This window comes from Pseudoduganella umbonata, from assembly GCF_014192225.1.
GTDB classification, from domain to species: Bacteria; Pseudomonadota; Gammaproteobacteria; order Burkholderiales; family Burkholderiaceae_D; genus Rugamonas; species Rugamonas umbonata.
On record NZ_JACHXS010000009.1, the window covers coordinates 239192 to 256710 of the forward strand.

At 67.3% G+C, this 17519-nt stretch carries 16 protein-coding genes; 8 read left to right on the forward strand and 8 right to left on the reverse strand.

Annotated elements, in window-relative coordinates; translation table 11 throughout:
* Nucleotides 1-56 precede the first annotated feature (56 nt).
* The 6 genes from FHS02_RS22095 (at nucleotide 57) to FHS02_RS22120 (ending at nucleotide 5172) form a co-directional block, all read left to right on the forward strand.
* On the forward strand, nucleotides 57-533 hold the full coding sequence (locus tag FHS02_RS22095; protein ID WP_137316300.1) for an META domain-containing protein: 477 nt from the start codon (nucleotides 57-59) through the stop codon (nucleotides 531-533).
* 182 nt (nucleotides 534-715) lie between these two features.
* The gene (locus FHS02_RS22100; RefSeq protein ID WP_137316299.1) at nucleotides 716-1666 is read left to right on the forward strand and encodes a phosphate acetyltransferase; all 951 of its coding nucleotides are present in this window, start codon (nucleotides 716-718) and stop codon (nucleotides 1664-1666) included.
* A 1-nt stretch (nucleotide 1667) separates the two neighbouring features.
* Entirely contained in the window at nucleotides 1668-2867 is a 1200-nt protein-coding gene (locus FHS02_RS22105) for an acetate/propionate family kinase (protein ID WP_137316298.1), read from the forward strand.
* Nucleotides 2864-3640 carry an enoyl-ACP reductase FabI gene (gene fabI / locus FHS02_RS22110; protein WP_137316297.1) on the forward strand — a complete coding sequence of 259 codons (777 nt, stop codon included), beginning with the start codon at nucleotides 2864-2866 and terminating at the stop codon, nucleotides 3638-3640. The genes FHS02_RS22105 and fabI overlap by 4 nt, the downstream gene beginning before the upstream one ends.
* 132 nt (nucleotides 3641-3772) lie before the next feature.
* A complete protein-coding gene (locus FHS02_RS22115) occupies nucleotides 3773-4189 on the forward strand; it encodes a hypothetical protein (protein WP_137316296.1) in 417 nt (138 codons plus the stop codon).
* Nucleotides 4190-4200: 11 nt separating this feature from the next.
* On the forward strand, nucleotides 4201-5172 hold the full coding sequence (locus FHS02_RS22120; RefSeq protein ID WP_137316295.1) for a L,D-transpeptidase: 972 nt from the start codon (nucleotides 4201-4203) through the stop codon (nucleotides 5170-5172).
* Nucleotides 5173-5380: 208 nt separating this feature from the next.
* Here FHS02_RS22120 and FHS02_RS22125 read toward each other — a convergent pair whose 3' ends face one another.
* Nucleotides 5381-6103, reverse strand: coding sequence for a sulfite exporter TauE/SafE family protein (locus tag FHS02_RS22125; RefSeq protein WP_137316294.1), 723 nt, complete (start codon nucleotides 6101-6103; stop codon nucleotides 5381-5383).
* Nucleotides 6104-6189: 86 nt separating this feature from the next.
* On the opposite strand from FHS02_RS22125, the gene FHS02_RS22130 reads away from it, so the two are divergent.
* Together FHS02_RS22130 and FHS02_RS22135 are read left to right on the forward strand one after the other, a co-directional pair.
* Nucleotides 6190-7107, forward strand: a complete 918-nt coding sequence (locus FHS02_RS22130; protein WP_137316293.1) for a LysR substrate-binding domain-containing protein — start codon at nucleotides 6190-6192, stop codon at nucleotides 7105-7107.
* Between the two features lie 11 nt (nucleotides 7108-7118).
* A complete protein-coding gene (locus FHS02_RS22135; protein ID WP_137316292.1) occupies nucleotides 7119-7760 on the forward strand; it encodes a CatA-like O-acetyltransferase in 642 nt (213 codons plus the stop codon).
* Here the strand turns inward: FHS02_RS22135 and FHS02_RS22140 are convergent.
* The 7 genes from FHS02_RS22140 to ald form a co-directional block, all read right to left on the reverse strand.
* Nucleotides 7757-9022, reverse strand: a complete 1266-nt coding sequence (locus tag FHS02_RS22140) for a Zn-dependent hydrolase (protein ID WP_137316291.1) — start codon at nucleotides 9020-9022, stop codon at nucleotides 7757-7759. The genes FHS02_RS22135 and FHS02_RS22140 overlap by 4 nt on opposite strands.
* 20 nt (nucleotides 9023-9042) lie before the next feature.
* Nucleotides 9043-10437, reverse strand: a complete 1395-nt coding sequence (hydA, locus tag FHS02_RS22145; RefSeq protein WP_137316290.1) for a dihydropyrimidinase — start codon at nucleotides 10435-10437, stop codon at nucleotides 9043-9045.
* On the reverse strand, nucleotides 10434-11948 hold the full coding sequence (locus FHS02_RS22150) for an NCS1 family nucleobase:cation symporter-1 (RefSeq protein ID WP_137316289.1): 1515 nt from the start codon (nucleotides 11946-11948) through the stop codon (nucleotides 10434-10436). The genes hydA and FHS02_RS22150 overlap by 4 nt, the downstream gene beginning before the upstream one ends.
* 86 nt (nucleotides 11949-12034) lie before the next feature.
* Nucleotides 12035-13336, reverse strand: coding sequence for an NAD-dependent dihydropyrimidine dehydrogenase subunit PreA (preA, locus tag FHS02_RS22155; protein ID WP_137316288.1), 1302 nt, complete (start codon nucleotides 13334-13336; stop codon nucleotides 12035-12037).
* Nucleotides 13336-14703, reverse strand: a complete 1368-nt coding sequence (locus FHS02_RS22160) for an NAD(P)-dependent oxidoreductase (protein WP_137316287.1) — start codon at nucleotides 14701-14703, stop codon at nucleotides 13336-13338. The genes preA and FHS02_RS22160 overlap by 1 nt, the downstream gene beginning before the upstream one ends.
* A 121-nt stretch (nucleotides 14704-14824) precedes the next feature.
* Nucleotides 14825-16327 (reverse strand): CoA-acylating methylmalonate-semialdehyde dehydrogenase, encoded by a 1503-nt coding sequence (locus FHS02_RS22165; RefSeq protein ID WP_137316286.1) that lies wholly within the window; start codon nucleotides 16325-16327, stop codon nucleotides 14825-14827.
* A 73-nt stretch (nucleotides 16328-16400) separates the two neighbouring features.
* Entirely contained in the window at nucleotides 16401-17516 is a 1116-nt protein-coding gene (gene ald, locus FHS02_RS22170) for an alanine dehydrogenase (protein ID WP_137316285.1), read from the reverse strand.
* Between the last annotated feature and the right edge of the window lie 3 nt (nucleotides 17517-17519).

Sequence of the window (17519 nt, forward strand, 5' to 3'; positions counted from 1 at the left end):
CCGCCCCGCTCCACGCGCTGGCCGGCGAAGCCACCAATGACAGAAAGGAGTGAACCATGAAAACAGTCCAACGACGTAACCTCCAATACTTGGCCGGCATCGCCGCCGCGGTGCTGCTGGCAACGGGATGCGCCGGGGTGTCGGGTACCGGAGGCCAGGCGCAGCTGGCCGGCAGCGTCTGGCAGCTCGTCGGCTACCAGGCGGCAGGCGCCGGCACGGCCGAAGTCCGGCCGGCCCGGCCCGATCAGTACCAGTTGCGCTTCGGCGCGGATGGCCGGCTGTCCGCACGCGTCGACTGCAACCAGGGTTCGGGAACCTGGGCCGCCACGCCGGGCGCGGCGGGTGGTGCTTCCGGCAGCCTGATGCTCGGCCCGCTCGCCACGACGCGGATGATGTGCCCCCCGTCGCCGCTTGCCGGGCGCCTGCCGGGCGATATCGAAGCGGTGCGCAGCTACCGGATCGACGGCGGGCGGCTGCACCTGGAGCTGGCCGGTGGCGGCGGCACCTATACGTGGGAACGCATGTCGCCGTGATCCCTGCCGTGCGGGAGAGGGGTTGCGCACTGCAGCCGCACTGCATCAATAACGGCTGGCATCGTGGCCGATTAATGGCTAAGATTGCGCTAACTCTTCGTTGGAGCGCACATGTACCATTCGATGGAATGCCCGCTGATGCGGCGAGCAGCGCTTAGCTGCGCTGCACAAAGCGAGGTCCGATGAGCGCCCCTGGCACCGGCCATCCCTACTTCGACAGGCTGATCGGCCTGGCCCGCGAGAGTGGCCCCGTCACCGTGGCATTGGCCCACCCTTGCGATGCCCATGCGCTGGAATCGGCGCTCGATGCCAGCCGGCTGGGCCTGATCCAGCCGATCCTCGTGGGCCCGCGTGCCAGGATCGAACAGGCCGCCGCCGCCGCGGCTCTCGATATCTCCGCCCTCCCCCTTGTCGACACGCCGCACAGCCATGCCTCCGCGGCACGCGCCGTGGAGATCGTGCGCGAGGGCGGCGCGCAGGCGCTGATGAAAGGCAGCCTGCACACCGATGAGCTGATGGGCGCCGTCGTCTCGGCCACCACCGGGCTGCGCACCGCCCGGAGGCTCAGCCATTGCTTCGTGATGGACATCCCTGGCCATGGCGAGCCGCTGATCATCACCGACGCCGCCGTCAACATCGTGCCCGCGCTGGCCGACAAGGTCGATATCGTGCAGAACGCGATCGACCTCGCGCACATCCTCGGTTTCGGCGAAGCGCGGGTCGCCATCCTGGCGGCGGTGGAAACGGTCAATCCGAAAATGCCCGCGACACTCGATGCGGCGGCCCTGTGCAAGATGGCCGACCGCGGCCAGATCACCGGCGGCATCCTCGACGGACCGCTGGCGATGGACAACGCCATCGACCCGGAAGCGGCCGCGATCAAGCACCTGGTGTCTCCCGTGGCCGGCCGCGCCAACGTGCTCGTCGCGCCGGACCTGGAAGCGGGCAACATGCTGGCCAAGAGCCTTACCTTCATGGCCGGCGCCGGGGCGGCCGGCATCGTGCTCGGCGCCCGCGTGCCGCTGATCCTCACGAGCCGTGCCGACTCTGTGGCCGCGCGCCTCGCATCGTGCGCGGTGGCCGTGCTGGTCGCCCGCCGCAAGCTGGCCGAACCGAAGATCCTGGGCGGCTGACATGCTGGCGCCGAACGATGCCGTGGTGGTCATCAATGCCGGATCGTCGAGCATCAAGTTTTCCCTGTTCCGTGGCGCGGCGCTGGCGCCGGCATTGAAGGGCAAGGTGGAAAACCTGTACGCCGGCAAGACGCGCTTCGTCGCCTCCGATGCCGCCGGCCTGCCGGCGGGAGAACGCACCTGGGACGGCGCGCCGCTCGATCACGAACAGGCCATGGCTTTCCTGATCGACCATGCCGGGGAACACCTGCAAGGCTTGCGGGTGCGTGCGGTCGGCCACCGCATTGTGCATGGCGGCGCGCACTACAGCGGCCCGCAGCGGCTGGACGGCGCCGTGCTCGACGAACTCGAAAAGCTCATCCCCCTCGCCCCATTGCACCTGCCGCATAACCTCGCGCCGGTGCGTGCCGTGATGGCGCTGGCACCGCAGGTGCCGCAGGTGGGCTGCTTCGACACGGCATTCCACACGGCGCAGCCGCCGCTCGCGCAAGCCTTCGCGCTGCCGCCATCGATCACGGAGCGCGGCATCCGGCGCTACGGCTTCCATGGCCTGTCCTACGAATACATCGCCAGCCGCGTGCCGGACTTCGCGCCGCACCTGGCCGGCGGTCGCGTCGTGGCCGCCCACCTGGGCAATGGCGCCAGCATGTGCGCGATGCGTGCCGGCCGCAGCGTCGCCAGCACGATGGGGTTCACCGCCGTGGACGGCCTGCCGATGGGGACGCGCTGCGGCGCGCTCGATCCCGGCGTGGTGCTGTACCTGATCGACGAGCTGGGCATGGACGTGCCGGCGGTGCAGCGGCTGCTGTACCAGCAATCCGGGCTGCTGGGCGTGTCCGGCCTGTCGGCGGACATGCGCACGCTCGAGGCCAGCGACGAACCGCGCGCACGCCTGGCGATCGACCTGCTGGTCTACCGCATCGGCCGCGAACTCGGCTCGCTGGCCGCCGCGCTGGGCGGACTCGATGCCCTGGTTTTCTCCGGCGGCATCGGTGAGAACAGCGTGGCGGTACGCGCCGCCGTGTGCCGCGATGCGGCGTGGCTGGGCGTGTCGCTGGACGAGGCGGCCAACGCCGGCGCTGGTGCCGACCAAATCTCCCGCATCAGCGCCCCTTCCAGCAAGGTCGAGGCGTGGGTGGTGCCGGCCAACGAAGAACTGATGATCGCGCGGCATACGGCTGCGCTGGTGGAGGAAGCATGAGCACTGAAACAGTCCATCCGATCCTGGCGGGAAAGCGCGCGCTGGTCGTCGGCGTGGCGAACGAACACTCGATCGCCTATGGCTGCGCGCTCGCCTTCCGCAAGCTGGGCGCGGAGCTCACGCTGACCTACCTGAACGACAAGGCCCTGCCGCACGTGGCGCCGCTGGCCGAGGCGCTGGGTGCCGAACTGCTGCCGCTGGACGTCGAGCAGCCGGGCCAGCTCGAAGCGGTGTTCGAGGCGCTGGCGCGGCACAGCCGCCTCGACATCGCCGTGCACTCGATCGCGTTCGCGCCGAAAGCCGACCTGCAGGGCGGACTGCTCGACTGCTCGCGCGAATGCTTCCTCCGCGCAATGGATATTTCCTGCCATTCGTTCGTGCGCATGGCGCGGCTGGCCGCACCGCTGATGACGGAAGGCGGCAGCCTGTTCGCCATGAGCTACCACGGTGCGCGGCAGGTGGTGCCAAACTACGACGTGATGGGCCCCGTCAAGGCGGCGCTCGAGGCGTCGTGCCGTTACCTTGCGCACGAACTCGGCCCGAAAGGTATCCGCGTGCATGCGATCTCGCCCGGCCCCCTGAAAACCCGGGCCGCCTCGGGGCTGAAGGATTTCGACCTGCTGCTGGCCGACGCCGTGGCCCGGGCACCGCTCGGGGAACTGGTCGATATCCTGGACGTCGGCAACACCTGCGCCTACCTGGCCACCGACTATGCGCGCCGTCTGACCGGCAGCACGGTGTATGTGGACGGCGGCCTGAATATCATCGCCTGACGCGCCCCGGCAAACAACGGAGAAAACGATGCAGGTCATCCTGATGGGATTGCACGGCGACGCCAGCGCGGACAGCGTGGCATTACCGCTAGATCACCGGCCACGCATGAGAGGAATCACGAAAGGATCACGATGACACGTTCCACCCTGTTGATTGCCGGCGCGGCATTGTGCAGTGCTCTGGCATGGCTGCCGCATGGCGCCGCGGCGGCCGACAAGGTCGAGCGGTACACGGTCGATGCCAGCACGCCGGGCACGAAAACCTTGCGCGGCAAGATCCGTGGTTATGGCACGGCGGAGTACAAGGTGCTGCTGCGGCAGGGGCAGGACCTGACCGTCGGCCTGAAGACGAACTCGCTGTCGAACTACTTCAACATCACGGCGCCGGGCGCGCAGGAAGCGCTGTTCAACGGCTCGATCAACGGGCTGGATTACCGGGGCAAGGTCGAACAGGATGGCGAATACACCGTAAACGTCTACCTGATGCGCAACGCCGCGCGCCGCAATGAACGCGCCAGCTATACGCTCTCCGTGGGCACGCAGCCGTGACGGATAACCGCATGAAGTTCAATATTCCAGCCGGCGCGGCTTGCCTGGCGATGGCGGCGCTGATGTTTGCCGGAACGGCATCGGCACAGGGGCGCACCGTATCGTCCGCGGTGGAACTGGCGCGGCAGTCCGGCAGCCTGAAGCCCGGCGAATGGGTGTGGGCGCCGCGGATCGCGCCAAAGGGCCCGGTGCTGGTCTACGTGGACCTGTCGAAACAGCTGGCCACCGTGTACCGGAACGGCGTGCGCATCGGCGTCGCGACGGTTTCGAGCGGCAAGCCGGGATACCAGACGCCGACCGGCGTATTCACGATCCTGCAGAAGGACGCCAAACACCGCTCCAGCAAGTACAACAGCGCACCCATGCCTTACCAGCAGCGCCTGACCTGGGACGGCGTGGCGCTGCATGCCGGCGGGCTGCCCGGATACCCGGAAAGCCACGGCTGCGTGCACCTGCCGATGGCTTTTGCAAAGCAGCTGTTTTCAGCTACAAGGCTCGGTACCACGGTCGTTGTGGCGGGCGATTCGGCGCACCCCGTGGCGACGGGCGGCGGCGAAGTGCTGGCACCGACCACGCTGGAGCTGGACCGCGATGCGGATTTCTGGACGCCGGAAAAGTCGGCTGAGGGGCCCGTCACGATCGTGCTGTCGCGCGCCGACCAGGCCGCGGTCGTGCTGCGCAACGGCGTGCCGATCGGCCGTTCCGCCGTGACGCTGCCGCGCGACGACGACGCCACGCACGTGCTGACCCTCGCCGGCGGCAGCGGCGACGGGCAGCAATGGATCTATGCCGGCGTGGCCGGCCACGAGGGCGAGGACGGCCAGCCGGTGGACGAAGTGGCCCGCAACCGGGTGCAGATCCCGCCGGACTTCTACCGGCGCGTGAGCGCGCTGCTGGCGCCCGGCGCCACCCTGCTGGTGACCAGCGCTCCTCTCGGCGAAGGCGGCACGGGCAAGCAACTGGCGGTGCTGAGCGGGCAGTAGCTGGCTGGACCGTGGCGCAACGAAGCAGGCGCGCCGAAGCGTGGGTTATCCGCCCTCGCCGATGACCCTGGCACCGGTGACAGGCTCCAGTTTGCACCGGTGACAGGCTCCAGTTTCGGGGAAATGTTTCCAAAATACCGGAGCCTGTCACCGGTTTTGAAGAAACATTGCAAATTAACTGGTGCCTGTCACCGGTTTTCGGGCGGGCTCAGGCATTGATCGTCAGATGCCCCCCTAGCAGCAGCAACGTGAAAAAGAAGCAGCGCCGGAACACCTGCGGCTTGAGCCGCGCGCGCAGCCGGCTACCCAGCGCCAGGCCGGCCAGCGCCGGCAACTGGGCCACGAACGACATGCCGGCACTCGCCGGTTCCCACGCGCCATGCCCGGCCAGCATCGCGGCCAGCGCCAGCGTCGACACCGTGAACGACAGGCCCATTGCCTGCACCAGCTCTTCCTTCTCCATCCCGAGCGCCTGCAGGTAAGGTACCGCAGGCAGCACGAACACGCCGGTGACGGCCGTCAGCACGCCGGTCGCCACGCCAACCAGTGGCCCCAGCCAGGGTTCCTGCGCCGCGCGCACCTGCCAGCGCCACGACGTCAGCCCGAGCAGCGCATACAGCACCAGCGCGATGCCGAGGACCGCCCTGCCATCGCCTTTGGCGAAAAAGGCGCCGCCGAGCAGCATGCCGGCGCACACCCCCAGCAGCATCGGGCGCAGCCGCAGCCACAGCGCATGCAGGCCGCGCCGTTCCAGCATCTGCCACATGTTCGTCAAAAGCGAAGGCACGATGAGGATGGCGGCAGCCTGCAGCGGCGGCATCACGAGCCCCAGCAGGGCCATCGCGACGGTCGGCAGGCCCATGCCGGTCACCCCTTTGACCACGCCGGCAAGCACGAACACCGCGCAGATAAAAATCAGGTTGTTTTCCATGGGCGCAGTATGCCGCCCGTGCCGGAGGCCGGAAATGTGGAATATACTGCCTCAGCCTTCGGATTCGACGAAGGCTGAGAGGACATATGCGGTTCGACCTGACCGACCTGAAACTGTTTTTGCGCGTGGTGGAAAGCGGCAGCATCACGGCCGGCGCCGCGCAGGCCCACCTGGCCCTGGCGTCGGCCAGCGCCCGCGTGCGCGGCATGGAGGATGCCCTTGGCGTGCCGCTGCTGCAGCGCAGCCGCCGCGGCGTGGAGCCGACCGACGCCGGCCGCACGCTGCTGCATCACGCGCGGCTGATCACGCAGCAGATGGAAAAGATGCGTGCCGACCTGGGCGAATACGCCACCGGCCTGAAGGGCCACGTGCGCCTGCTGTGCAATACGTCGGCGCTGACGGAGTTCCTGCCCGATGTGCTGGCCGCGTTCATGGCCGGGCACCCGCAGGTCAATGTCGATCTCGAGGAACGGCTGTCCAGCGACATCGTGCAGGCGATGCGCGACGACCTGGCCGATATCGGCATCGTGACCGACTCGGTCGACAGCAGCGGGCTGGAAACCAGGCTGTTCTGCGAAGACCGGCTGGTGCTGGCGCTGCATCCCGGCCACCCGCTCGGCAAGGGCCTGCGCCGCAATGCCGCGCTGCCCTTCGCGGCCGCGGTGGAACATGACTTCATCGGCCTGGCCGGCGACAGTGCGCTGCAGATGTACCTCGGCGAGCAGGCCACGAAACTGGGCAGGCGGCTGCGCTACCGCGTACGGGTGCGCAGCTTCGACGCGGTGTGCCGCATGGTGGCCAGCGGCGCCGGCCTGGCGGTGCTGCCGGAATCGGCCGTGGTGCGCTCGCGCGACGCGGCCAACCTGAAGGTGGTCAGGCTGGCGGATGCGTGGACGCGGCGCCGCCTGCTGCTGTGCACGCGCAGCTATGCCGACCTGCCGGGCTATGCGCGCGAACTGGTCGATGCGTTGGCGGCCCATGCGACAATATCGGCCTCGCAATGACACGACACGCTATGGAAAACTTCGAACGGCGGCGCGACCGCTTCCAGATGTTCGACGGCATGGACAGCCCGGCCGTCAACCTGTGCTTCCCGCTGGATTTGCCGGACTTCCGGCCCTGGTGCAGGGACAACGGCCTGCCGCCGTTCCACGTGCTGCTGTGCGCCATGCTGCGCGCGGCGATGAAGATCGAGAACTTCCGCTGGCGCATCCATGACGGCGAAGTGTTCGAGATCGACCGCCTGATCCCGTCCTTCACGGTGATCAACCAGCACAACGACCTCAATTTCGCCATGTTCGACTGGTCGGACGACCTGCGCGAATTCGTCGCCCGCGGCAGCGCAGCGCGCGAAGCCGCGTCGAACATGGTGCAGTTCAACGAACCCTATCGTACGCTGTCGCCCCGCGAGGCAAAGCACCAGATGTTCGTCACCTGCATTCCGTGGCTGGCCTTCACGTCGATCCAGCATCCGACGGCGGCGCTGGACTGCCCGGACATCCCTTCGCTGGCGTGGGGCAAGTTCCGCGACGGCGCGCCGGGCGAACTGGTGCTGCCGTTCTCGGTGCAGGCGCACCACGGTTTCGTGGACGGCTTCCACATCCACCAGCTGGCGCAACAGATCGCCGCCGAGCTGGCGGCGATTATCGCGAACTAGACCACCCTCGCCCGTTCGAGCATCGCGTGCAGCAGCACGTTGCAGCCGGCTTCCAGGTGCGCCGGCTGCGCATCCTCGATCTCGTTGTGGCTGATGCCGTCCTTGCACGGCACGAAGATCATGCCGGACGGCGCCAGCCGCGCCGCATAGATCGCGTCGTGCCCGGCGCCGGATACCACGTCCATCGTCGAATACCCCAGCTTCGCGGTGGCGCTGCGCACGGCGCCGACCACGTCCGGGTGGAACGGGCATGGCGGGTAGTACGACACGCGTTCCAGCTTCACGTCGAGGCCCGAGTCGGCCGCGACCTGCGCGACGAACGCCGTCATCTCTTCGTGCATCGTGTTCAGCAGCTCGTCGTTCACGTTGCGCAGGTCGATCGAGAACTTCACCTGGCCGGGGATCACGTTGCGGCTGTTCGGGAACACCTGCATCATGCCGACCGTGCCGCGGCCATAGGGCGGGTAGCGGTTGGCGATCGCCACCACTTCCGGGATGATCCGCGCGGCCACCTGCATCGCGTCGCGCCGCAGGTGCATCGGCGTCGGGCCGGCGTGCGCTTCCATGCCGCTCACCGTGCAGTCGTACCACGACAGCCCCATCACGGCGGGCACCACGCCGATCACCTTGTCGGCATCTTCCAGCACGGGCCCCTGCTCGATGTGCGTCTCGAAATAGGCGCCGATCGGATGGTCGCCCGGCACCTGGGTACCCTTGTAGCCGATGCGTTCCAGTTCCTCGCCGACCGTCCTGCCGTCGACGTCCTTGGCCGCATACGCGTGTTCCAGCGTGAATGCGCCGCAGAAAACGCCGGAACCCATCATCACGGGCACGAAGCGCGAACCTTCCTCGTTGGTCCAGAAGGCCACCTCGATCGGCGCTTCGGTGCGAATGCCATGGTCATTCAGCGTGCGCACCACCTCCAGGCCGGCAAGCACGCCGTAGTTGCCGTCGAACTTGCCGCCGGTCGGCTGCGTGTCGATATGGCTGCCCGTCATCACCGGCGGCAGTGCATCGTTGGTACCGGCGCGGCGCATGAACACGTTGCCGATCTGGTCGACGGTCACCGTCATGCCGGCGGCCTTTGCCCAGCCGACGACGAGGTCGCGGCCCTGCCGGTCCAGGTCCGTCAGGGCCAGGCGCTTCACGCCGCCCTTCTCGGTCGCGCCGATTTGCGCCAGTTCCATCAGCGCATCCCACAGGCGCGGGCCATCGACGCGCAGCGCGTCGATCGCCACGTCGGTCTTTACTGCGTCGGTCATGTCGTTCATTGCTTGTCCCTTCAGCTTGCGGAAACGGGTTGGAATGCCGGGCGTTCCACGTGCCGGCCGGCGCCTTCCACGGCCATCAGCTCGCCGTGGTGGAACACCACCTTGCCGGCGGCGATCGTGGTGCTCGGGATTCCTTTCACGGTGCGGCCCTCGAACACGTTGAAGCCGCCCCTGGCGAACTGCGTCTTCGCCGAGATCGTCCGCGTGCCGGCCGGATCCCAAACGACGACGTCGGCATCGGCACCGGCCTGCACGACACCCTTGCGTGGATAGATGTTGAAGATCTGCGCCGCGTTGGCGGACGTGACCTTGACGAATTCGGATGGCGTCAGCAGGCCGCCGTTCACCCCTTCATCCCAGATCACCGCCATGCGGTCCTCGACGCCGCCGCAGCCGTTCGGGATCTTCGTGAAGTCGTCGCGGCCGGCCGCCTTCTGTTCGGCGCAGAACGTGCAATGGTCGGTAGCGGTCGTGTGCAGGTTGCCCCCACGCAGGCCCTGCCACAAGGCGCGCTGGTGCTCCTTGCCGCGAAACGGCGGGCTCATCACGTGGCCGGCGGCGAAGTCGAAGTCGGGGTTCTGGTAGACGCTGTCGTCGATGATCAGGTGCCCGGCCAGCGCTTCGCCGTACACGCGCTGGCCGGCCGCGCGGGCGCGCGTGATGGCATCGAGCGATTCCTTGCACGACACATGGACGATGTACAGCGGCGTTTCCAGCACGCTGGCGATGGCGATCGCGCGATTGGCCGCCTCCGCTTCCACGGCCGGCGGCCGCGACAGCGGATGCGCCGCCGGCCCGGTGATGCCCTTGGCCAGCAGGTCGCGCTGCAGCTGGTACACCAGTTCGCCGTTCTCCGCATGCACGGTGGGGATCGCGCCCAGCTCCAGCGAGCGGCGGAAGCTTTTCACCAGCGTTTCGTCGTCCGCCATGATGGCGTTCTTGTACGCCATGAAATGCTTGAAGCTGTTCACGCCATGGTCGCGCACCAGCACGCCCATCTCTTCGTGCACCCGGTCGGACCACCAGGTGATCGCCACGTGGAAGGTGTAGTCGCCGGCCGCCTTGGCGGCCCAGCCGCGCCACTGGTGGTAAGCCTCCAGCAGCGATTGCTGCGGATTCGGGATCACGAAATCGATGATCGTGGTGGTGCCGCCAGCCAGGCCGGCCGCCGTTCCCGTATAAAAATCGTCCGCCGTCACGGTACCCATGAAGGGCAGGTTCATGTGCGTGTGCGGATCGATCCCGCCGGGCATCACGTACTGGCCGGCTGCGTCGATGACTTGCGCGCCCGCCGGCGCATCCAGCTTGTCGCCGACGGCGACGATCCGGTCGCCCTCGCACAGCACATCGGCACGGAAGGCGCGGTCGGCGTTGACGACGGTACCGCCTCGGATGATCAGGCTCATTTGGTGTCTCCGTTCAGGACTGGCGTGGCGGGACGGAACGCGGCCAGCTGCATCATCGCCGCGTAGGCGACGGCCGCGATCGCAATGCCCACGAACCAGGCATAGGTATAGATGGTCTTGAAGGTTGCGCCGACATCGGGGAACGCGGCGGGGAAAGCCGCGTTCAGGAAGCCGGGGATGTTCGGCAGCACGCCGAGGACGAAGGCGATGACGGCGGCCATGTTCCAGCCGGTGCCGTACGAGTAGATGCCGTGTTCACGGTACAGCTCCGCGACATCCAGCTCGGTCTTGCGCACCAGGTAGTAGTCGACGATCAGCACGCCGGCGATGGGACCCAGCAGCGCCGAATAGCCGATCAGCCACGTGAAGATGTAGCCCTGCGTGGTTTCCAGCAGCTTCCACGGCATCATCGCCAGCGCGATGCCGGCGGTGATGTAGCCGCCGGTGCGGTACGAGATGCGCTTTGGCGCCAGCGCCGAAAAATCGTAGGCGGGGCCGACGAGGTTGGCGGCCAGGTTGACGCTGACCGTGTCGACCAGCAGCACGATCAGCGCGACCAGCACGGCCACGCCGGTCATCCGCGCGGCCAGGTCCACCGGATCCCACAGCGCCTTGCCGTACAGGACGACGGTGGCCGACGTGACGATCACGGCCAGCGCCGCCAGCAGGCCCATCGGCACCGGCAGACCGATCGACTGGCCCACGATCTGGTCCTTCTGCGACTTGGCGAAGCGGGTGAAGTCGGGAATGTTCAGCGCCAGCGTGGCCCAGAAGCCCACCATCGCCGTCAGCGACGGCCAGAACGCGGTCCAGAACTGGCCTTCCTTCGGCTGGCCCGGCGCGAACTGCGAAGGCTTGTCCAGCATCGGGCCGAAGCCGCCCGCCTTGTCCCAGACCCACCACAGCAGCACGAAGCAGATCAGGATCTTCAGCGGCGCCGTGTACGTCTCCAGCTTGCGGATCGAGTCCATGCCGTGGACGATGTAGTACATCTGGATCGCCCAGAACGCCAGGAAGCACAGCAGCTGCGCGCCATTGATGCCGAGCCAGCCGATCTTGTCGCCGCCGATCGGCGCTCCCATCAGCACGCCCAGCAGCGTGTAGATCATGCTGCCGCCGAACCATGTCTGGATGCCGTACCAGCCGCAGGCGACGATCGCGCGCAGCAGCGCCGGCAGCTTGGCGCCGTCGGTGCCGAACGACGCGCGCGCCAGCACCGCGTACGGAATGCCGTACTTGGTCCCGGCATGGCCGATCGCCAGCATCGGCACCAGCACGATGGCGTTGGCCAGGAACACGGTCATCACCGCCTGCCACGCCGACATGCCGCCTTCGACGAGGCTGGCGGACAGCGTGTACGCGGGAATGCACATCACCATGCCGACCCATAACGCCGCGAAGTGGTACCACAGCCAGGTGCGCTGGGCGGCGGACGTGGGCGCGAGGTCTTCGTTCCACAGGTGGGGGTTGGCTTTGATGTCGTGGCTCACTGGCGGCTCTCCTGGGTTCATGTGCTCTTTCAGGTCTTGGTATCAGACACCTTTTCGGAGCATCATCCCGACAAGGTGTCTGATACCGGTTTTTTTATGAGGCAACGTCAAGCGGCGGTCGGCACCTGTTCCGCCCGCGGATTGCGCGGATCCTGCGTCCAGTTCATGTACGCCTTGCCGGTCTGCTGCGGCACCATCGTGATGCAGCCCTGCACCGGGCACGTGATCTCGCACAGGTTGCAGCCCACGCATTCGCTGTCGATGACTTCATAGGTGCGCTTGCCGGTGGCCTCGTCCACCAGGCGGGCGACGGCCTGGTGCGACGTGTCCTCGCAAGCCACGTGGCACTTGCCGCAGCCGATGCAGTCGGCCTGGCTGATGTGCGCGATCGTCTTGAAGTTCATGTCCAGGTACTTCCAGTCGGTCGTGTTCGGCACCGCCCGGCCGCGGAACTCCTCGATGGTGCGGTAGCCCTGCGTCTCCATCCAGCGCGACAGGCCATCCTTCATCTCTTCGACGATGCGGAAGCCATGCAGCATCGCCGCCGTGCACACCTGCACGCAGCCGGCGCCCAGCGCGATGAACTCGGCGGCGTCGCGCCAGTTGTTGATGCCGCCGATGCCGGAGATCGGCAGGCCGCGCGTTTCCGGGTCGCGCGCGATCTCGGCCACCATGTTCAGCGCGATCGGCTTCACGGCGGTGCCGCAGTAGCCGCCGTGCGTGCTGGCAGAACCGACGGTGGGCAGCGCCACCATCCGCTCCAGGTCGATCGACGTGATCGAGTTGATCGTGTTGATCAGCGAGACGGCATCGGCGCCGCCGCTCTTCGCGGCGCGTGCCGGGTGGCGGATGTCGGTGATGTTAGGCGTCAGCTTGACGATCACCGGCAGCCTGCTGTGCTTCTTGCACCACGCGGTGACCATGCCCACGTACTCCGGCACCTGGCCCACGGCGGCGCCCATGCCCCGCTCGGGCATGCCGTGCGGGCAGCCGAAGTTCAGTTCGATGCCGTCCGCGCCGGTCGCTTCCACCTTCGGCAGGATGTCGGCCCAGTAGTGTTCCTCGCACGGCAGCATCAGCGACACGACGATCGCCCGGTCCGGCCATGCTTCCTTGACGGCGGTGATTTCGCGCAGGTTGATGTCCAGCGAACGGTCGGTGATCAGCTCGATGTTGTTGAAGCCGATGACTTCGCGGTTCTTGCCGTAGATGGCGGAGTAGCGCGACGACACGTTGACGGCCGGCGGATCCTCGCCCAGCGTTTTCCACACCACGCCGCCCCACCCCGCCTCGAAGGCGCGGATCACGTTGTAGGCCTTGTCGGTGGGCGGCGCGGAGGCGAGCCAGAACGGGTTCGGCGACTTGATGCCGCAGAAGTCGACGGCCAGGTTGCTGTATTCGGTGCTCATTACGCTGCCTCCAGTTTCGATTGAAGTTCGGCATGGATCGCCATTGCGGCCAGCTTGCCGTGCTGCACGGCCTGCACCGTCAGGTCCTGTCCCGGCGCGACGCAGTCGCCGCCCGCGTAGATGCCCGGCAGCGCCGTGCGGAAATGTTCGTCGACGTGGATGCGGTCGCCGTCGCGCTTCAGCAGCGTCGCGAGCGGATCGGCCAGTGCCCCATCGTCCATCGTCTGGCCGATCGCCTTGAAGATGGCATCGGCGGCAATCTCGAACGTTTCGCCGCTGCCCACCAGGCGGCCGCCCTCCAGGCGCGTTTTCTCGAAGCGCATGCCCTGCACGCGTCCGGCCGCATCGAGCAGCACCTGCTGCGGCTGGGCCCACGTGCGCATCCGCACCTGGTTGGCCTTGGCGATGTCCTGCTCGTGCTGCGTGGCGCTCATCGCATCGAAGCCGCGGCGGTAGACCAGCGTCACCTCTTCCGCGCCGAGCCGCTGGATCTGCACGGCCATGTCGATCGCCGTGTTGCCGGCACCGATCACGATCGCGCGCTTCGGCACCGGCAGTGCGGCGAGATCGTCCGCCTGGCGCAGCGCGGCGATGTAGTCGACGGCGGCGAGCAGGCCTGGCGCGTCCTCGCCCGTCAGGCCCAGCTGCCTGCTGGCGCCGAGGCCCAGGGCGAGGAACACGGCATCGTAGTTCGCGTGCAGGTCTTTCAGGTGGAGGTTGTCGCCCAGCTTCTGCCCGAGGCGGATCTCGATGCCGCCGATGCCCATCAGGAAGTCGACCTCGCGCTGCGCGAAATCGTCGGTGAGCTTGTACTTTGCGATGCCGTATTCGTTCAGGCCCCCGGCCTTGTCTTGCGCCTCGAACACGACGACGTCGTTGCCCAGCATCGCCAGGCGGTGCGCGCACGACAGGCCCGCCGGGCCGGCGCCGACGACGGCGACCTTGCGTCCGGTGGCCCTGGCGCGCTGGAACGGGTGTTCCGTGAAGCTCATGTTGTCGGTGGCGTAGCGCTGCAGCAGCGCGATCTTCACCGGCTGGCCTTCGGCATCGTGGTTGCGCACGCAGGCGTCCTCGCACAGGATCTCGGTGGGGCATACGCGCGCGCAGCTGCCGCCGAAGATGTTCTGCTTCAGGATGCCGAGCGCGGCGCCGTCGACGTTGCGGTCGTGGATATTGCGGATGAAGCTGGCCACGTCGATGTCGGACGGGCAGATGCGCGTGCATGGCGCGTCATAGCAGTACAGGCAGCGCGCCGCTTCGATCGCGGCCTGGCGGGCATTGAGCGGCGGGGCGAGGTCGGTGAAGTGGGTGGCCAGCTCGCTGTTCGAGGAGCTGGGGTGCGGAATGTAGTTGAGTGAGTCGAGCATGGTTCTGGTTCCTGGCTGAGCTGGGTGAGATCCTGACTGCACTGTGCGGGTGAAAGGCTGGGGTCAGTCCCCATGCGGGGACGGACCCCGGACCGCATCGGCCGCTGACTTTGGGGGTCGCTTACTTCATCTGTGGGAATGCAAATTCCGCGCCAGCGGTAGCCGTGTTGGGCCACCGCTGCATCACGGCCTTGTGACGCGTGTAGAAGCGCACGCCTTCCGGGCCGTATGCATGGTGGTCACCGAACATGCTGCGCTTCCAGCCGCCGAAACTGTTGAACGCCATCGGCACCGGCAGCGGCACGTTGACGCCCACCATGCCCACCTGGATCTGCCGCACGAACTCGCGCGCCACGCCGCCGTCGCGCGTAAACACGGCCACGCCGTTGCCGTATTCGTTGCGGTTGATCAGTTCCACGGCGCTGCCGACGTCCGGCAGCCGCATCACGCACAGCACGGGGCCGAAGATTTCCTCCTTGTAGATCGTCATGTCCGGCGTGACGTGGTCGAACAGCGTGCCGCCGACGAAGAAGCCGTTGGGCCGGTCCGCGACCTTGAAGTTGCGGCCGTCGACGACCAGCTTCGCGCCCTGCTCCACGCCCTCGCCGATCAGTCGTTCGATACGCTGCTTGGCGGCGAGCGTGACGACCGGTCCCATTTCGGCGTCATGCGCCATGCCGTCGCGTACTTTCAGTGCGGCCGTGCGCCGTTCCAGTGCACTCACCAGCGCATCGCCCGCATCGCCGATCGCCACGACGACGGAGATCGCCATGCAGCGTTCGCCGGCCGAGCCGTAGGCGGCGCCCATCAGCGCGTCGACCGCCATGTCCATGTCGGCATCGGGCATCACGACCATGTGGTTCTTGGCGCCGCCCAAGGCCTGCACGCGCTTGCCGTATGCGCTGCCTTTCGCATAGATGTATTCGGCGATCGGCGTGGAACCGACGAAGCTCACGGCCTGTATGTGCGGGTGTTCGAGCAGCGCGTCGACGACCAGCTTGTCGCCCTGCACGACGTTGAATACGCCATCGGGCAAGCCCGCTTTCTTCAGCAATTCGGCATGCAGCAGCGATGGCGAAGGATCGCGCTCCGAAGGCTTCAGCACGAAGGTGTTGCCGCATGCGAGCGCCACCGGGAACATCCACATCGGCACCATCACGGGGAAGTTGAACGGCGTGATGCCGGTGACCACGCCGAGCGGCTGGCGCATCGACCAGGCATCGATGCCGCGCGCGATCTGGTCGGTGAATTCGCCTTTCAGCAGTTGCGGAATGCCGACCGCGAATTCGACAACCTCGATGCCGCGCGCCACTTCGCCGCGCGCATCGGCCAGCGTCTTGCCGTGTTCGCGCGTCAGCATCGCCGCGAATTCCTCGGTGTGCTGCTGGCACAGCTGCAGGTACTTCGCCAGCACGCGGGCACGCGCCAGCGGCGGCGTGTCGGCCCAGGCGGGGAATGCCGCGTGGGCGGCCTGCACGGCGGCATCCACTTCGTCCACGCTGCCCAGCGCCACGCGGGCCACCGGTTCGCCGAGCGCGGGGTTGTAGACGTCGGCGTAGCGGCCGCTGCGCGTGTCGGCTTTCGCGCCATTGATGTAATGGGTGATGGTATCCAGGTCGCTCATCTTGTTCTCGTTTCAGGTTATGTAATGTCGGGACGGCGCGGTACTACGACAGCAATGGTCACGACCGCAAGGGTCACGACAGCAGCGTGTCCGCCGGCACGTAGTCGTAGCCCAGGTCGCGGGCCACGGCTTCGTAGGTGACCTGGCCGTGGCAGACGTTCAGGCCGTTCTTCAGGTGCGCATTCGCTTGCAGTGCCTTCCTCCAGCCCTTGTCCGCCAGCGCCAGCGCATGCGCGATGGTGGCGTTGTTCAGTGCGAACGTGGACGTGCGGGCGACGGCGCCCGGCATGTTCGCGACGCAGTAATGCACCACGCCGTCGACGACGAAGGTGGGTTGTTCGTGCGTCGTCGCGTGCGAGGTTTCGAAGCAGCCGCCCTGGTCGATCGCCACGTCGACCACGACGGCGCCCTGCTTCATCTTCGCCACCATCTGGCGCGTGACCAGCTTGGGCGCGGCGGCACCGGGCACCAGCACGCCGCCGATGACGAGGTCAGCATCCAGTACCGCTTCCTCGATCGTGTGCGCGTTCGAATACATCGTCTGCACGCGGTTGCCGAACACCAGGTCGAGCTGGCGCAGGCGATCGACGTTCTTGTCGAGCACGGTCACGCGCGCACCCATGCCGACGGCGATCTGCAGCGCATTGGTGCCGACCACGCCGGCGCCGATGATGGCCACGTGGCCCGGCGCCACGCCGGGCACACCGCCCAGCAGCAGGCCCATGCCGCCCTTCGATCTTTCCAGGTGCGCCGCGCCGGCCTGCACGGCCATGCGCCCCGCCACTTCACTCATCGGCGCCAGCAGCGGCAGGCCGCCGTTCGGGCCGGTGATGGTTTCATAGGCGATGCACACGGCCTTCGATTCGACCAGCGCCTTCGTCTGCGCGGGATCGGGCGCCAGGTGCAGGTAGGTGTACAGGATCTGGCCTTCGCGCAGCATCGCGCATTCCTGCGGCTGCGGCTCCTTGACCTTGACGATCATGTCGGCGCGTTCGAAGATTTCCCGCGCGCTGTCGACGATCGTGGCGCCCGACGCTTCGTACATCGCATCGGCCAGGCCGATCGCGGCGCCGGCATTGCGTTCGACGAGCACGGGGTGGCCGCGCAGCGTCAGCTCCTTCACGCTGGCCGGGGTGAGGCCGACGCGGGATTCCTGGTTCTTGATTTCCTTGGGTACGCCTACGAGCATGGT

Excerpts from the sequence above, each read along its gene's own strand:
- fabI (WP_137316297.1), top strand. The coding sequence starts at position 2,864 with ATGAGCACTGAAACAGTCCATCCGATCCTGGCGGGAAAGCGCGCGCTG.
- preA (WP_137316288.1), bottom strand. The coding sequence starts at position 13,336 with ATGAGCACCGAATACAGCAACCTGGCCGTCGACTTCTGCGGCATCAAG.
- FHS02_RS22105 (WP_137316298.1), top strand. The coding sequence starts at position 1,668 with ATGCTGGCGCCGAACGATGCCGTGGTGGTCATCAATGCCGGATCGTCG.
- hydA (WP_137316290.1), bottom strand. The coding sequence starts at position 10,437 with ATGAGCCTGATCATCCGAGGCGGTACCGTCGTCAACGCCGACCGCGCC.
- FHS02_RS22100 (WP_137316299.1), top strand. The coding sequence starts at position 716 with ATGAGCGCCCCTGGCACCGGCCATCCCTACTTCGACAGGCTGATCGGC.
- FHS02_RS22165 (WP_137316286.1), bottom strand. The coding sequence starts at position 16,327 with ATGAGCGACCTGGATACCATCACCCATTACATCAATGGCGCGAAAGCC.
- FHS02_RS22150 (WP_137316289.1), bottom strand. The coding sequence starts at position 11,948 with ATGAACCCAGGAGAGCCGCCAGTGAGCCACGACATCAAAGCCAACCCC.
- FHS02_RS22140 (WP_137316291.1), bottom strand. The coding sequence starts at position 9,022 with ATGACCGACGCAGTAAAGACCGACGTGGCGATCGACGCGCTGCGCGTC.
- ald (WP_137316285.1), bottom strand. The coding sequence starts at position 17,516 with ATGCTCGTAGGCGTACCCAAGGAAATCAAGAACCAGGAATCCCGCGTC.
- FHS02_RS22120 (WP_137316295.1), top strand. The coding sequence starts at position 4,201 with ATGAAGTTCAATATTCCAGCCGGCGCGGCTTGCCTGGCGATGGCGGCG.
- FHS02_RS22095 (WP_137316300.1), top strand. The coding sequence starts at position 57 with ATGAAAACAGTCCAACGACGTAACCTCCAATACTTGGCCGGCATCGCC.
- FHS02_RS22160 (WP_137316287.1), bottom strand. The coding sequence starts at position 14,703 with ATGCTCGACTCACTCAACTACATTCCGCACCCCAGCTCCTCGAACAGC.
- FHS02_RS22135 (WP_137316292.1), top strand. The coding sequence starts at position 7,119 with ATGGAAAACTTCGAACGGCGGCGCGACCGCTTCCAGATGTTCGACGGC.
- FHS02_RS22125 (WP_137316294.1), bottom strand. The coding sequence starts at position 6,103 with ATGGAAAACAACCTGATTTTTATCTGCGCGGTGTTCGTGCTTGCCGGC.
- FHS02_RS22115 (WP_137316296.1), top strand. The coding sequence starts at position 3,773 with ATGACACGTTCCACCCTGTTGATTGCCGGCGCGGCATTGTGCAGTGCT.
- FHS02_RS22130 (WP_137316293.1), top strand. The coding sequence starts at position 6,190 with ATGCGGTTCGACCTGACCGACCTGAAACTGTTTTTGCGCGTGGTGGAA.